This is a genomic window from Serratia sp. YC16, assembly GCF_009707615.1.
GTDB lineage: Bacteria > Pseudomonadota > Gammaproteobacteria > Enterobacterales > Enterobacteriaceae > Serratia > Serratia surfactantfaciens.
This window is the reverse complement of the sequence record NZ_WLYN01000001.1, coordinates 1,056,830-1,071,945: the sequence shown is the minus strand read 5'-3', so window position 1 is coordinate 1,071,945 and position 15,116 is coordinate 1,056,830. Positions and strand designations below refer to the sequence as shown.

The following is a 15,116-nucleotide window of genomic DNA, read 5'->3' as shown; positions in this document are numbered from 1 at the left end:
TATGTGGCTGGCCATCGACGGCAAAATTAAATACCGGGCGATCGTGAGCGATCTTGACGGCACTTTGCTCGATCCTTCGGGAAATTTATCCGATCTGACGGTGGAAACGCTCAATATTTTACACCGCCGGGGGCTGGAAATCGTCATCGCGACGGGGCGCTGCGATGCCGATGCGCGTGGGATCGTGGACGGGTTGGGGTTCTCGCCGGTGATTGTTTCCTGCAACGGCGCGATGGTCAACATCGAAGGGCAGACGGTGGCGGATAAAAACTATTTTTTGCCGGTGGAGCTGCAAGCGGGGTTGATTGACTTTTTATTCGCCAGCTCGTTCCACGTGACCCTGTTCACCCGGGAGGGGTGGATGATGGCCGAAGAGAACCCGCTTTTTTCTGACTATGTCAAAACGTCGGGCGTCGCCTGCCGCTATGTCGAGCCTGCGGCCATGAAGCGGCAGCAGATATTAAAAGTGCTGGTGCATGGCGATGCGGCGCAGATTGAGGCGCTGTTCGACGAGGTCAGTCTGGCGTTTGGAAAAACGCTGTCCATCTGTAAGTCCTCCACGGAAACGATAGACATCATGGATAAGCATGTTTCCAAGGCCAGAAGCGTGGCCGACTATTTGAATTCCAAACAGATAGCGATGCGCGATTGCCTGTCTTTCGGCGATGCCATGAACGATCTGGATATGCTGCGCTGGGCCGGGACGGGCGTGGTGATGGGCAATGCCATGAGCGAATTGAAACACGCTCTGCCGTTGAATCCGGTTGCGCTGCCCAACAGTCGCAATGGCGTCGCAGATTATCTCTGTCGTGAATTCGGTCTGTTCTGACGTTTTCACCGGGTGCGTTTTATTGGCGGAAAAAAGGAGGTGAACAGACAGTGAGGGTCTCATTTTCTTAAAACGGAACACTTTCGATTAATGCAAAGGAGCAAGTATGAAAGAACTGACTGAAGCAGAAGTCATGGCGGTTTCCGGTGCGGGCATCGCTTCCGACGCCGGCAAAATCCTGGGTACCGGTATTGGTGCCATCGTGGATGCCGGCACCGGTCTTTTCGGTATCCATGCGGATGCGGCAAACGCCGGTGCAAAACTCGGTGAAGGTATTGGCGCCGTCATCGATGCCGGGATTAGCGCGTTCTCGCAGTTGTTCGGCCGCAAATCCTCTTAAGCCTCTAATGAAAAGTGCCCGCAAGGGCACTTTTAAATCAACCGCGAGCGCGGCATAGAGAACGGGGCGGGAGGATGAATGGCGAATAAAATCATGCTGATTATGGTAATCAACCTTTTTGTGGCGGTGGCATTGGCGGTGTTTAACGTCATCTATATCCAAAAGAAGATGGATATCCGCTACCCCAGTGACGCCACTCCCTTTCAGGTCGCGGAGAAAGCGCAGGCCAGAATCGTCTCCATGAGACAGACCTCGGTATTCTTAAACAACAATCCCGTGGTGGCGTTTACGTTGGAAATCAATGCCAGGAGCAGGCAGTTCACCTTGACGGATCATCGCGAGGTGGTGCTCTACGTCGCCATGAGTCGTTATCAGGAAAACAGCATTTACAGCGTGCTGTTGGGAGAAAACGAGAAAGACGTGGCGTTCGAAAAGGACAGCTTCGGCTATCCGATATTATTTCATCGTGCTTCATGAGGCCGCTGATGCCTGTTTGCCGCTTCGCCAGCCTGGAGGGGCGAAGCAACGTCAACCATCGTGAGGGAAACATGTTAAAAATATCCGCTTACATGATCTTGGTTTGGCTGGCGCTGGCTGTCTGTCGGTATGCTGCGGCCAACGAGGAAGACATCTGCTTTGCGGGTGAGTCCCCATCGCTACAGACGGTCATACCTTGCTATAACCAGCAATTGGCCACGCTGCCTCTGTCATTTTCATTAAAAAGCGTGGATAGCGGTCATGACACGGAAATTCGTCATTATCGGCTGATGTCGCAATCCTGGTCGCCGCAAGACGCCATCCGGCCGACGCAATGGTGGCACGACGTGGACATTTATATTCCCAACGGCGCTCTCACCCGCAAAGCGCTGCTGGTGATGGACGATGACTGTGCGTGCAGCGCTGCCGGACCGAAAGCGACAGGCAATCAGAAAGCGGCGTTTTCCGCCGAGGCGTTGGCGGCGCAGAGCAAAACGGTGGTGGTGGTGGTCAATCGGCTGCCTTACCCGTACCTGGAATACCAAAATGAGGGGCGCCGCCGTTCAGGAGAGGAGAGCCGAGCCAGAGGGTGGCGATTGTTCCTGGACGATGCGGATGAATATTTGATGATGCCGCTGCATATCCCGATGACGGCGGCGCTATCGCAAGCCATGACGCTGGCGCAGCGCGAGTTGCACCAATGGGGGATCGACAAATTTATCGTCGCGGGCGTGGCTGACGGAGGAACCGCGGCCATGCTGGCGGCGCGTTCAGATCAACGCATCGATGCTGTGGTTGCCATTTTCCCTGATGGGATCGCGGCGCGGCAAGTGATGAAGCATACCTATCGCACGTATGGCGGGCGTTGGCCTTTGGCGTTCCATCCTTATTATCAACTTGGCATCGATCGGCGCATAGAGACCCCGGCGTTTGACAAGCTGATGCAAATTGAGGATCCCACCGCATACCCCTTGCCGGTTGGGCGCGAGCGGCCGCCGGTGCCGAAGTACCTCATCATCGCCGGCGGCGACGAGCGTTATCCGCCCGACAGCACGCGATTTTATTTGCATAAACTGCCGGGGGAAATCTCGCTGCGAGCCATCGCCGACGGCGATCGCGCGGTAAGCCGGCAGGCCGCCGAACGCGCTGTTCTGGCTCTGGTGAATCGTCGACAGCGTGATATTGCGTTACCGACGATCGAGGTACAGAGCAGCGCCTCAGAGGCTGCATTGCGCACGCTGCGCTTTTCCGAACCGCCGGTCAGGGTGTCGCGTTGGACGGCGCATAACCGCGCGGCCCGCGATTTTCGTTACTCGTGCGGGGTGCGTTTTACTTCGGCGCCGCTGGCGGCAGCGGGGGAGAACCGCGGCGAATTTCGGCTGGTCACCCCTGCGCAGGGATGGGCGGCCACCTTTATCGAAGCCGAGTTCAGCGATGGCTATATCGCGACATCGCCGGTATTTATCACGCCTGACGATCGCTATCCGATCGCCGCGCCGGCAGGCGATGGCCTGGCGTGTGAAACCTTACCGGGCAGAGGGCTCGGCGAGGATTATCGCCATGACGACTAATCACGCTAAAAAATAAGGTGGAGAGGGGCATATTATGCGTTGAGCCTGGAACGTGCGGATATGCCGCTTAATTAGCCCACATCAGAGGGGAACCGTTTTCTATTGCCGGTGCCTTCTGTTTGCATCATTATTGCGCTGATTTTATCGTCAGCGTTTTTCTATTTTATGAAGTGCCGGTAAATGCCCGTTCTCATGGCACCACATCTTCTTATCTTTGCTTTTCTGCTCCCGAAATTTGCTCTGTCGCCGAAGCGTGATCCCCCTTTGCAAGATATCAATTCCGCTGGCATCTGGCCTGCTTGGGATATTTTTACTTTTTATGACGGTACCTATTATTTCGCCTGTTGGCTGAGGTGGAAATGAGTGGATTAGCTTGTGCGATAGCGTGAAGGTCGGGCGAAAATAGTTCTCTGTTCGCTCAGGTGAATGAGTCGAGAAACATCGTTTTTTTGGTTTTTTTAAAATAAAAATAAGAATGATGCTAATTCGATTTGGGGTAATTATCTTTTCTCATTCTTACATTGATTTTATGTATTGCTAAAGAGGGAAAGCCAAGCATAATTAACTGTGAAAGGGGCGGAGCTCCTATTCTCCTTGTCACGGGGTAGCCGTGATGGGGATATTTTGCAGTTTATCCAATCAAAAGGAGAAGTACCCATGATGGAAAAAAAAGTGATTGTGTTGGCATTGGTTGCGGCGACTTTTTCGAGTGCTCTACCGGCCCTGGCGGCAGACGGGCAGGTTAATTTTACCGGGAATATTGTTGATGCCGCATGCAAGGTCACAAATGACTTGAGTAATCCATTAAATGTTGTTCTGGGCGACGTGGCTCGAACGGCATTTGCGGGTGGCAAGGGATCCACGTCCTCGGCGACTAAATTTACGCTGGAAGTGACGGATTGTCCTGATACGGTGAAAAGCGCTACCGTTAAGTTCGACGGTGCGGCCGACAATGGCGACAGCAACGTATTGCAGCTGACCCAGGAAACGGATGTCGCCACGGGCGTTGGCATCCAGCTGTCTGATATTTCTAACAATGTTCTTCCGCTTTACACCGCCTCAACGGCCTATCCACTGGCCTCCGGCAGCGGCGTGAAAAACAACCTTGATTTTACCGCGCGTTATATTTCTACGCTTGCGGATGTGACTGCCGGTAAAGCCAACGGTGTCGCCACCTTCACGCTGAATTACAACTGATAATATTTTCTTGCCCGCTGGTTTCCAGCGGGCCGTATTGCCTCGGAGATAATATTATGCGGTTTAGTCGCTGCAGTGCCCTGGCGGGCTTCGTTTTCTTATTGTTTTTTTCCACGGCTCAGGCCGGTGTGGTTGTCGGCGGAACGCGAGTGATTTTCAACGGCGAAAAAAAAGAGGCGTCAATCAGCGTCGATAACCCGGACAGCGAGCCTTATTTGATTCAGTCCTGGTTGGATAATCAACAGAGCGGCGTCGATAAGATTGCATTTATCATTACGCCGCCTTTATTCCGCCTGGATGGTCACCAGGAGAATATGTTGCGCATCGTGCGTGTTGGCGATGACTTGCCGAAGGATAAAGAGAGCCTGTATTGGATGAATATAAAATCCATTCCTTCGACAGAACATACGGCCAAATCTAACACGTTGCAGATCGCGGTGAAAACGCGCATCAAACTTATTTATCGCCCCGCGGCGTTGCTCAAACAGGTTCCCGAGGATGTGGCTCAACAGTTGACGTGGCAACGCGTCGGCAAGGAATTAAAACTGACCAATCCTACGCCTTATTATATGAACTTTCATTATGTTCGCATCGGTGGGCGTGAAATGAAAGAGGTGACCTATATCGCGCCGATGAGCAGCGAAATGTTTTCAGTGCCGGTTTCCGGCGCATCGTCGGTCAGCTGGAAATTAATTAATGACTATGGCGGCACCGGTAAGGAGCATCAGTCAGGTATTTAACCGCCTGGGGAAGGGCCACAGCAGGAAATAACAAATTCAATAATGGAGCTAATGAATGATAACGCACAAGCGTATGTTAGCGAAGCGGGATGCTTGGCTGAAACGCATAGTCTTATTCACGGCAACCACGGCGGTATGCGGCAATATGGCCAATCCTGCCTTTTCTCGTGACTACTTTAATCCGGCGTTGCTGGAAACGGGGCGTTCGGGCCAACAGCATATCGACCTGTCGGTTTTTGAAAACGGCAACCAGGTGCCCGGCAACTACCGGGTGGATATTTGGGTGAATGACATGCTGATGGAGACGCGTGAAGTTCGTTTTGTCATCAAGCCCGGCGGCGACGATAAAGCGGGTTTGCAGCCTTGCCTGACGAAGGAGGATCTGCAGCGGCTCGGCGTGAAAGTCGAGCGATTTCCCGCGTTGAACCGCGCTGAAGAGTGCGTGAATTTGGCCGCTATTCCGCAGGCCACGGCGCAATTTCAATTTAACCGCCAGCGGTTGATGCTGAGCATTCCCCAGGCGGCGTTGGAAAATCGGATACGCGGCTATGTGCCGCCCGAACTGTGGGACGAAGGGATGCCGGCGATGCTGCTCAACTATGGCTTCACCGGCAGCAACAGCAAGGGGCGCGATCGTTTTACCCAGAGCGCCAGCAGCTACTACCTCAACCTGCGGCCAGGCTTCAATCTGGGCGCCTGGCGGGTGCGAAATTATACCACCTGGAGCTACAACAGCGGCGGCGGAGGGCAGCCGTCTGAAGATCGCTGGGATACTGTCTATACCTACGCCCAGCGCAATATCATCAGGCTGAAGAGTTTGCTGACGCTCGGTGAAAGCAGCAGCCCGTCCGATGTGTTCGACAGCGTGTCGTTTCGCGGTGCGCAGTTGGCGTCCGATGACGATATGTTGCCGGAAAGCCTGCGCGGCTATGCGCCGGTGGTGCGCGGCATCGCACGCAGCAACGCGCAAGTGGTGATTCGCCAAAACGGCTATGTCATCTACCAGAGCTACGTCGCGCCGGGTGCGTTCGAGATTTCCGACATGTATCCGACCGGTGGCAGCGGCGATTTGGACGTGACTATCAAAGAGGCGGACGGCAGCGAACAGCATATGACCGTTCCCTTTGCCAGCTTGCCGGTATTGCAACGCGAAGGACGCCTGAAATACTCGCTGACGTCGGGCCAATACCGCACCTACGATCACAGCGTGGAGAAAAAGATCTTCACGCAGGCCAGCCTGATTTATGGCTTGCCGGCCGGCTTCACGCTCTATGGCGGTGGACAATTCGCCGGCCCGTACCAATCGCTGGCATTGGGAGCAGGTAAAAACCTGGGGGAGTTCGGCGCCCTGTCGGTGGACGTGACTCAGGCCTGGGCAAAACAGGAACACCAAGCGAAAAGCGATGGCCAGTCGTGGCGCGTGCGCTACAGCAAAAACATCGTTGAAACTGGCACCAACTTCGCCATTGCCGGCTATCGCTATTCGACCAGCGGATATTACGGGCTGCAGGAAGTGCTGGATACCTATCGCGGCGGCAACCGCTACGCCCCGATAGATCGCCGCAAGAACCGCGCCGAGATTACACTCAGCCAGAATTTATGGCAGGGGGCCGGTTCGCTGTCACTCAGCGCGGTCAGCGAAGATTACTGGAACTCCGAGCGCAGCATGCAGTCGCTGGGGGCGGGTTACAACAATAGCTGGAATGGCATCAGCTACGGCTTTAACTACAGCTACAACCGCAATTCTCAGGCTATTTACGGTGATTCAAACCGAGGGCAGCGGCGTATTTACGATCGCGACCAGCTGTTTGCCTTCAATATCAGCGTGCCATTGGAGAAATGGCTGAGCAATACCTACGCCACTTACAGCCTCAATACCAGCCAAAAGGGCAACACCAGCCATACGGCGGGGCTCAACGGCACGGCGCTGGCCGGCAATAACCTCAACTGGAGCGTGCAGGAAGGGTATGGCAATCAGGGCCAGGGCAACAGCGGCAATGCGAATCTTGACTGGCGCGCGACTTACGGCGAAGTCGTCGCGGGGTACGCCTACGATCGCAGCCAGCAGCGCGTCAACTATGGGGTGAAAGGCGGGGTGATCGCTCACGAAGACGGCGTCACCTTTGGCCAGCCTTTTGGCGAGACGGCGGCGCTGGTGACGGCGGCCGGCGCCAGCGATGTGGCGGTCGGCAACCAGGTCGGGGTGAAAACCGACTGGCGCGGCTACGCTATCGTTCCTTACGCCACGCCTTATCGCAACAACTCGATTCGTCTTGATGTGGAAAGTTTACCGGATGATGTCGATCTGGCGTTGACCAATCAGTCGGTCATTCCGACCCGCGGTGCGGTGAGCCGGGCGAACTTCAAGGCTAACGTCGGCAACAGGATCTTGATGAGAGTCACGGATCCGCATGGGGTTCCTCTCCCTCTGGGCGCCAGCGTACGCGATGCCGGGCATTCGGCGCAGCCGTTCCTGATTGGCGGCGATGGGTTGGTTTATCTGTCCGGCATGGCGGAGCAAGGCCGGCTCATCGTGCAGTGGGGGAGAAATGCCGAGCATCAATGCCGCATCAGTTATCAACTGCCGGCGGAGAAACCCGCAGCAGGGATCCAAACCCTCAATGGAGTTTGCCAATAAGTCTCGCTCGGTATCCATCATGACTTGTTAAGTGAGAGTGAAAATGAACGTTTTTCTCAGGATATTCCGTTACGGCGCCCTGCTGTGGCTGGCAACGCTAACGACGTTGGCCTATGCCGGCACCTGTAGCACAAATGCAAAAACCATCCGCATGGGGTTGCTGACCCTGGCCGTGGATCCGCGTATTGAAATCGGCGAGCAGTTGGCTGTTCGTACGGAAAACAGCATCAGCGGCACCACGTTTTCTTTTCTTTGTTCGGGCTCGGTCGCCTATCGCTCCATGTCGCCGCTGACGCCGAGTGCGCTGCCCGGCGTGTTTGAAACGGGCATTGACGGCGTAGGGGTGACGATTTCAGACCTGTGGCAGAGCAATAAGAACGTGCCTTTCAATACGGCGATTTCGCCCAATCTGCTGACGCCGTGGATCAACCGCAACGATGTCAGGCTGACGTTCATCAAAACCGGCCCGATAAAAACCGGCGGCGATATGGGGGGGAAGATTATCGCCAGATATTATCTGGACTCGACCTCGGTATTGGATTTGAGCATTTCCGGCATGAAGGTCATTCAGAAAAGTTGCCTGGTTGATTTGAATTATAAAAATCAGACGGTGAATTTAGGCAGCCCAAAACGCAGCGAGTTTAACGGGGTCGGCAGCAGCGCGGTTTCTTCGGAACGCAACTTCTTCGTGGTCTTGCAATGCCAGGAAGACAATATTCCGGTGCAGGTGACGTTTGAAGCGGCGGGAAGTTCTCCGGGCGTAGGCATGATCGATATTGCCGACGGCTCCGATGCGGCAAAGGGCGTTGCTGTAGAAGTCTTGGACGAGAACCGTAATCCGATCGCTTTTTCCCGGCCGATTAACTATCACACCGCTGCAGAAAAAGAGATCAGAATTCCCTTAATGGCGCGATATAAGCAAACGGGAGACATTAGCCCCGGACAGGCCGATGCGGTGATGACATTCACGATTACGCAGAATTAAGGGAGCCTCATCAAAATATAATGTCGTTTTTTCCCGCGACATTATTGGTGGCATCCGGCGCTGCAGGCCGATGCCAATGCAATGACAACACGCATGTATGGCGGTGTTTGTCCGTTTAAATATGGAGATTAACCTATGAAAGAACTGTCTGTTATCGAAATGAATGAAGTGTCAGGCGCCTACTCCTGGGATATGAGCAATGGACTGGCCGGCCTGATTGGCAGCGCCGTCGCGAATGCCGCGGAAGCCGTTTCGTCGGTCGCTTTGGGCGCCTCCGTCGGCAGCATGGCGGGCGCCGTTATCGGCGGTAAGCACGGCGGTGACGGCGGCGGCCTGCTGGGCGTCGGTTCCATTGGCCAGGGCGTCGGCATGGTGGCCGGCGGCATCCTGGGCGGGGTAGCCAGCGGCGTAGCCGCCGCCGTTATCGGCTGGGATACCACCCTGGAATACTCCAAAAAAGGCCTCGATGGGCTGATTAACGGCACCATCAGCTAAATCAATATCGTTGTCCAAGGCCGCAGCGTTTTCGCTGCGGCTGTCTCTCGGTCAGGCATGCGCAGGCTCTTCCTATGAGTGAAAATAAGAGCAGAAATATTTTCCGCCAGGAGGCGGTTAATTATCAACGTCAAAGATGGACCGGCAGAGCGCTGTTAATTTCCGGTGCGTCGAGCTATGTGATTGCCGTTACGTGCTTTATTTTTATTCTTATTTTAGCGGGCGCGCTCTATTTCTGTGAGTATACGCGCAGGGTCGATGTCGAGGGCGAGGTGATCAGCATTCCGCATTCGACCAACGTTTTCTCCTCTCAATATGGCTACGTGAATCGATCTTTTCATCAGGCCGGTGATGTGGTGGAAAAAGACGAACCGCTATACGTCATTGATGTTTCGCGCAGCACGGCCTCAGGCAATGTCAGCCATATCGCCGCCAGTGAAATCAATAAACAGATTGGCAATCTGGATTCGATTATCAGCAAGCTGAATAAAAACAAAGACGCCATGCTGGATAACCTGAGAAAACAGATCAATAGCTATGAGTTAGCGTATAAAGAAACGGAAAAACTTAATCTCAATGCCCGAGACGGCATGGAAAAAATGAGGGAGAGTTTAAAAAACTATGAGCATTACCTGACCAAAGGATTGATTACCAAGGATCAGTTGAACTATCAGCGTTCGCTCTTTCAGCAACAGCAGAGCTCCTATCAGGCGCTCAACAGCCAAAAGATTCAGCAGAATATCCAGCTGTCGCAGTTGCGCAGCGATCTGCTTATTCGCGCCGCCGATTACGACAATCAAATTTCGCAAAGCGAATCGCAACGCAGCGAGTTGCAACGTCAATTGGCGGAATCCAATGCCGGCGACCAGGTGATCATCAAAGCGCCTCTGAAAGGGAAAATCGAGTCGCTGAGCGTGACCGCCGGGCAGGTGGTCGAGAGCGGCAGCAGCCTGGCGCAGATCAAGCCGATTGAAAACATCAAATATTACCTGGTGTTGTGGCTGCCGAATAACAGTTTGCCCTACGTAAAAATCGGCGATGGCATCAACATTCGCTACGAAGCTTTTCCCTCGGACAAATTCGGTCAGTTCCCGGGGCGAATTGAGTCGATCTCCTCTGTTCCGGCTTCGCCGCAGGAGATGTCGGAATACAGCAGCGGCAATAAAAGGGAGAGGAACGCCTACTACAAAGTGTTGGCGTCCATTAGCGATACGCAATTCAGCGACAAAGGAAAATATCTGGAAATCAGCAGCGGGCTGCAGGCCAGAGTGATTGTCTTTCTGGATAAGAAACCGCTTTATCAATGGGCGGTAGCGCCTTTGTATGACATAAAAAACAGCGTAGTGGGGAGAGTCGATGAAGGATCATAATCTCTTTGAACGGATCAACGAGAAGTTAATCTTCTCTCTGCGCAAACGGGTGCCGAGCATCTTGCAGTCGGAGTCATCTGAATGCGGCCTGGCGTGCCTCGCCATGATTTCATCCTATTACGGGTTTAATGTGGATATGCTGAGCCTGCGGCAGCGATTCGGCATCTCCACCCAAGGCGCGACCCTGGGTACCATTTCACAAATCGCCTCGCAGATTCAGCTCAAGACGCGCGCGCTGTCATTGGACATCGATGAAGTCAACCAGTTGAAAACGCCCTGCGTATTGCATTGGAACATGAACCATTTCGTGGTGCTGGTGAAGGTTCGCCGCGCCAGCTTTGTGATCCACGATCCCGCCTTCGGGCGCAGAGTGATCGGCCTGCAAGAGATGTCGAATCATTTTACCGGCATTGCGCTGGAGCTGTGGCCCGACAGGGCGTTTCAGAAAGAGACGCTAAAGACCCGCTTGCGCCTGCTGGATTTGATGAAAAACATCGAGGGGCTGCCGGGGACGCTGCTCAAGATTTTTGCGTTATCTATCGTCATTGAGTCGGTCAACCTGCTGCTGCCCGTGGGGACCCAACTGGTGACCGACCATGTCATTCAGGCGCACGACTACAGTTTGCTGACGGTCATTTGTTTGGGGCTGATCTTCTTCACCCTGTTTCGCGCCGTGGTCAGTATTGCCAGAGCCTGGATTTCCATCGTACTGGGGACGCTGACCGACATTCAGTGGAAGACAACGCTGTTCGAGCATCTGTTAAAGCTGCCGCTGGATTTTTTCGAGAAACGGCACCTGGGGGATATTCAATCGCGATTTTCCTCGTTGGATGCGATCAGAACCACCTTTACCAATAATATCGTCAGCGGGATCATCGACGGCATCATGACGGTTGGCCTGTTCGTGATGATGATGGTCTACGGCGGATGGCTGGTCTGGGTTGTGTCAGGCTTCACCTTGGTCTATATCCTCATCAGGATGATGACTTACCGAACCTACCGCCAATTCTCGGAAGAACAAATCGTCAAGGCGGCCAAGGCCAATTCCCATTTCATGGAGACGCTGTACGGCGTCTCTACGGTCAAAGCGCTCGGCATCAAGGACACGCGCTCCAGCTATTGGCTCAATTTGAACGTCGATGCGGCCAATACCAATATCAAAATCACCCGATTCAATATGATGTTCGGCGGGATCAACACCTTCATCACCACGCTCGATCAGGTGGCGATACTTTGGCTCGGTGCCATGATGGTCATCGACAACTCGATGACGCTCGGCATGTTTATGGCGTTCAACGCCTACCGCGGCCAATTCTCGCAGCGGGCTTCCAACCTGATCGATCTGGCGATCGGGCTGCGCATGCTGTCGCTGCATAATGAGAGGATATCCGACATTGTGTTTACCGATGCGGAGCCGGAATCCGCGCCGCGGCAGATATTTCAACCGGGCAAGGGCGTTGCCGTCGAGGTTAAAAACCTCACCTATCAATATGACGCGCTGTCCCGGCCGATATTTAAAGACCTGGACATGTGCATTGCGGCCGGTGAAAGCGTGGCCGTGGTGGGGGTCTCCGGCGCCGGGAAGACCACGTTGCTGAAGGTGATGTGCGGCCTGCTCAGCCCGACCTCAGGCCAAATATTGGCCGACTCTATGGATATCCATAAAGTGGGGGTGAATAACTACCGTAATGCGATCGCCTGCGTGCTGCAGGACGACCGGCTGTTCTCCGGCTCCATCGCGGAAAACATCAGCGGTTTCGAGGTCAATGCCGATAAGGCGTTGATTGTCGCTTGTGCGGTGCACAGCAACATTCACGATGAAATCATGCAGATGCCGATGGGCTACGAAACCCTGATTGGCGAGTTGGGGAACGGCATCTCCGGCGGGCAAAAACAACGCTTGTTTATTGCGCGTGCGCTCTACCGGCGGCCGAGCGTGCTGTTTATGGATGAAGCGACCAGCCATCTGGACGTTGAGAATGAATTGGCGATCAACCGGGCGATATCTTCATTGAATATCACGCGCGTGATTGTCGCCCACAGAAAGTCGACGATCGACTCGGCAGATAGGGTAGTGGTGCTGGGGGCGGCGAGCGGTGACCCGGCGAGCAACGGCTGACCTACGCAGGGCAACGCAGGCTGTCCCCGCGGCCGAAATCGCGGTAAAATGCAGCAGTTGATCTTATCGCACGCCATCAGGCCGTTGTATCCGTTATGAAAATGCGTAAACCGCGCCGTCCGCCCGGGCGGTGGATCTATTACATCCTGCATGAAGACATGCTGTGGCCCTGCCCGGTCAAATGGGAGTGGGAGAGCGGCTATAACGCCTGGCTGCCGTTTTACTATTCCCCCACGCTGGAATTCGTTGCCGGCAACCCCGCCCGCGCCACCAAGGTCAGCAACGGTCGGCGCTGAGCGTGCCGCTCGCCTTGCCGCCCGGCATCTGCTCACCTAAGATCATCACATCATCTACCGCTTTTCCGGGGGCTTTCATGTCTACTCTGTTTCGCACTTCTCTTTGCGGCGCGGTGGCGTTGCTGCTGCTTGCGGGTTGCCAGCAGACGGCGCATAAGCCGGCGCCGCCGCTGCAGGCGCAGTTGGATCATATCGCTTCGATGCTCGCCGGCGGGCACTTTCTGCGTGTGGACTGCGGGCGCAGCGAGGTGCCGGACGACGTGAAACTGCAGCGCACCGCGATGCGTGCGGCGCAGCATCGCGGCTGGGATACGCATGCGGCCGGGTATCGGCAGTTACCGGCGCTCACTCAGGCGCGTTACCTGACCCTGCAACAGGATAATCAACTGCTGACGGAAAAATGCGCCGCGCTCAGCCGCAGCACGGCGCGCTTTATCGCGGCGGCGCAGGCCGATCAGGAAGACTACATGGAGTAGCGTTGCCGTCCCCCTTTCGGGCGCTCGTCATGGGCGCCCAAAAATTCTTTGCAGGATAACGATTTATCGCTCATCATTTGAAATGATGTTTCACTTTTACCCATCGAGCCCATCTTGAACCTGTATGCCGCCCTGCGTCAGCGCGTGGAAAATACGCCCTGGTATGCCAAACGGAAAAGTTACCGCGTACTGTTTTGGCGCGAGATCACGCCGCTGGCGGTGCCGATCTTTCTGGAAAACGCCTGTGTTTTGCTGATGGGGGTGCTGAGCACCTTTCTGGTGAGCTGGCTCGGTAAAGAGGCGATGGCCGGGGTGGGGCTGGCAGACAGCTTCAACATGGTGATCATCGCCTTTTTTGCCGCGGTGGATCTCGGCACTACCGTGGTGGTGGCCTTCAGCCTCGGCAAGCGCGATCGCCGGCGGGCGCGGGCCGCGGCGCGCCAGTCGCTGGTGCTGATGACCGCCGTGGCGCTGTTGCTGGCGGCGGGCATTCATCTGGCGGGCGAGCAGATCATCGATGTGATCGCCGGTGCGGCCTCGCCGGAAGTGAAAGCGTTGGCGCTCTCTTACCTGCAAACCACGGTGTGGAGCTACCCGGCGGCGGCGATTGCGCTGATCGGCAGCGGCGCGCTGCGCGGCGCGGGCAACACCAAGATCCCGCTGCTGATCAACGGCGGCATGAATATCCTCAATATCATCATCAGCAGCATCCTGATCTACGGCATGCTGGGTTGGCACGGTCTGGGCTTCGTCGGCGCCGGGCTGGGGCTGACGATTTCCCGCTACATCGGCGCGATCGCCATCCTCTATGTGCTGGCGATCGGTTTTAACCCGGCGCTGCACATCACGCTGAAAAGCTATTTCACACCGCTGAAAATGAGCATCCTGTGGGAAGTGCTGGGGATCGGCATTCCCGCCAGCGTCGAATCGGTGTTGTTCAACGGCGGCAAGCTGTTGACGCAGATGTTCGTCGCCGGCATGGGCACCAACGTGATCGCCGGTAACTTCATCGCCTTCTCCATCGCTTCACTGATAAACTTGCCGGGCAACGCCCTGGGATCGGCCTCGACCATCATCGTCGGCCGGCGGCTCGGCAAAGGCGAGATAGGTCAGGCGGAGCGGCAGCTGCGCCATATTTTCTGGCTTTCGACCCTCGGGCTGACCGCCATCGCTTGGGGCACGGCGCCGCTGGCCGGGGTGTTCGCCGCGTTTTACACCTCGCAGGATGACGTGAAAACGGTGGTGAAAACCCTGATCTGGCTAAACGCCGCCTTTATGCCGATCTGGGCCGCCTCCTGGGTATTGCCCGCCGGGCTGAAAGGCGCGCGCGATGCCCGCTTTGCCATGTGGGTGACGATGCTCGGCATGTGGGGCTGCCGCGTGGTGGCCGGCTATGTGCTGGGCATTGAGCTGGGCATGGGCGTGGTGGGCGTCTGGTTGGGGATGTTCCTCGATTGGGCGGTGCGCGGCGCCTTGTTCTACTGGCGCATGGTCAGCGGGCGCTGGCTGTGGAAATATCCGCGCGTGCGGCGCACGGACGCCGGCTAATCTTGCCTGCGCGCAGCCTGCCGGCCCCCTGAGCG

General features: G+C 55.6%; 14 protein-coding genes. All 14 read left to right on the top strand.

Translation table 11 applies throughout. The features are described from left to right. Position 1: 1 nt before the first annotated feature. Positions 2-829: an HAD family hydrolase gene (locus tag GKN89_RS05055; protein ID WP_154746458.1), complete on the top strand. Its 828-nt coding sequence runs from the start codon at positions 2-4 to the stop codon at positions 827-829. Positions 830-935: 106 nt separating this feature from the next. Continuing rightward, a complete protein-coding gene (locus tag GKN89_RS05050; RefSeq protein ID WP_019453441.1) occupies positions 936-1,169 on the top strand; it encodes a hypothetical protein in 234 nt (77 codons plus the stop codon). Between the two features lie 78 nt (positions 1,170-1,247). After that, positions 1,248-1,646, top strand: coding sequence for a hypothetical protein (locus tag GKN89_RS05045; RefSeq protein WP_074053784.1), 399 nt, complete (start codon positions 1,248-1,250; stop codon positions 1,644-1,646). Between the two features lie 71 nt (positions 1,647-1,717). Beyond that, complete coding sequence (locus GKN89_RS05040; protein ID WP_154746457.1) at positions 1,718-3,217, top strand: PhoPQ-activated protein PqaA family protein; 1,500 nt, start codon at positions 1,718-1,720, stop codon at positions 3,215-3,217. A 657-nt stretch (positions 3,218-3,874) separates the two neighbouring features. Further along, complete coding sequence (locus tag GKN89_RS05035; protein WP_071532816.1) at positions 3,875-4,414, top strand: fimbrial protein; 540 nt, start codon at positions 3,875-3,877, stop codon at positions 4,412-4,414. Between the two features lie 56 nt (positions 4,415-4,470). After that, the gene (locus GKN89_RS05030) at positions 4,471-5,154 is read left to right on the top strand and encodes a molecular chaperone (protein ID WP_025159869.1); all 684 of its coding nucleotides are present in this window, start codon (positions 4,471-4,473) and stop codon (positions 5,152-5,154) included. 55 nt (positions 5,155-5,209) lie between these two features. Further along, positions 5,210-7,792, top strand: a complete 2,583-nt coding sequence (locus GKN89_RS05025; RefSeq protein WP_154746456.1) for a fimbria/pilus outer membrane usher protein — start codon at positions 5,210-5,212, stop codon at positions 7,790-7,792. Positions 7,793-7,835: 43 nt separating this feature from the next. After that, a complete protein-coding gene (locus GKN89_RS05020; RefSeq protein ID WP_025159868.1) occupies positions 7,836-8,777 on the top strand; it encodes a fimbrial protein in 942 nt (313 codons plus the stop codon). A gap of 135 nt (positions 8,778-8,912) precedes the next feature. Then, a complete protein-coding gene (locus GKN89_RS05015) occupies positions 8,913-9,272 on the top strand; it encodes a hypothetical protein (RefSeq protein WP_019453448.1) in 360 nt (119 codons plus the stop codon). Positions 9,273-9,346: 74 nt separating this feature from the next. Then, positions 9,347-10,642, top strand: coding sequence for an HlyD family secretion protein (locus GKN89_RS05010; RefSeq protein WP_019453449.1), 1,296 nt, complete (start codon positions 9,347-9,349; stop codon positions 10,640-10,642). Continuing rightward, on the top strand, positions 10,629-12,761 hold the full coding sequence (locus tag GKN89_RS05005) for a peptidase domain-containing ABC transporter (protein WP_019453450.1): 2,133 nt from the start codon (positions 10,629-10,631) through the stop codon (positions 12,759-12,761). Before GKN89_RS05010 ends, GKN89_RS05005 begins: the two co-directional genes overlap by 14 nt. Positions 12,762-12,856: 95 nt before the next feature. After that, positions 12,857-13,057 (top strand): hypothetical protein, encoded by a 201-nt coding sequence (locus tag GKN89_RS05000; protein ID WP_019453451.1) that lies wholly within the window; start codon positions 12,857-12,859, stop codon positions 13,055-13,057. Between the two features lie 77 nt (positions 13,058-13,134). After that, the gene (gspS, locus tag GKN89_RS04995) at positions 13,135-13,533 is read left to right on the top strand and encodes a type II secretion system pilot lipoprotein GspS (protein ID WP_019453453.1); all 399 of its coding nucleotides are present in this window, start codon (positions 13,135-13,137) and stop codon (positions 13,531-13,533) included. Positions 13,534-13,647: 114 nt separating this feature from the next. Further along, positions 13,648-15,081: an EmmdR/YeeO family multidrug/toxin efflux MATE transporter gene (locus GKN89_RS04990; RefSeq protein WP_019453454.1), complete on the top strand. Its 1,434-nt coding sequence runs from the start codon at positions 13,648-13,650 to the stop codon at positions 15,079-15,081. Positions 15,082-15,116: the final 35 nt, after the last annotated feature.

What these genes read in the sequence shown, in the direction of transcription:
- GKN89_RS05030 (WP_025159869.1), top strand. Translation starts at nt 4,471, where the DNA reads ATGCGGTTTAGTCGCTGCAGTGCCCTGGCGGGCTTCGTTTTCTTATTG.
- GKN89_RS05025 (WP_154746456.1), top strand. Translation starts at nt 5,210, where the DNA reads ATGATAACGCACAAGCGTATGTTAGCGAAGCGGGATGCTTGGCTGAAA.
- GKN89_RS05045 (WP_074053784.1), top strand. Translation starts at nt 1,248, where the DNA reads ATGGCGAATAAAATCATGCTGATTATGGTAATCAACCTTTTTGTGGCG.
- GKN89_RS05040 (WP_154746457.1), top strand. Translation starts at nt 1,718, where the DNA reads ATGTTAAAAATATCCGCTTACATGATCTTGGTTTGGCTGGCGCTGGCT.
- GKN89_RS05055 (WP_154746458.1), top strand. Translation starts at nt 2, where the DNA reads ATGTGGCTGGCCATCGACGGCAAAATTAAATACCGGGCGATCGTGAGC.
- GKN89_RS05020 (WP_025159868.1), top strand. Translation starts at nt 7,836, where the DNA reads ATGAACGTTTTTCTCAGGATATTCCGTTACGGCGCCCTGCTGTGGCTG.
- GKN89_RS05000 (WP_019453451.1), top strand. Translation starts at nt 12,857, where the DNA reads ATGAAAATGCGTAAACCGCGCCGTCCGCCCGGGCGGTGGATCTATTAC.
- GKN89_RS05005 (WP_019453450.1), top strand. Translation starts at nt 10,629, where the DNA reads ATGAAGGATCATAATCTCTTTGAACGGATCAACGAGAAGTTAATCTTC.
- GKN89_RS05035 (WP_071532816.1), top strand. Translation starts at nt 3,875, where the DNA reads ATGATGGAAAAAAAAGTGATTGTGTTGGCATTGGTTGCGGCGACTTTT.
- gspS (WP_019453453.1), top strand. Translation starts at nt 13,135, where the DNA reads ATGTCTACTCTGTTTCGCACTTCTCTTTGCGGCGCGGTGGCGTTGCTG.
- GKN89_RS05015 (WP_019453448.1), top strand. Translation starts at nt 8,913, where the DNA reads ATGAAAGAACTGTCTGTTATCGAAATGAATGAAGTGTCAGGCGCCTAC.
- GKN89_RS05010 (WP_019453449.1), top strand. Translation starts at nt 9,347, where the DNA reads ATGAGTGAAAATAAGAGCAGAAATATTTTCCGCCAGGAGGCGGTTAAT.
- GKN89_RS05050 (WP_019453441.1), top strand. Translation starts at nt 936, where the DNA reads ATGAAAGAACTGACTGAAGCAGAAGTCATGGCGGTTTCCGGTGCGGGC.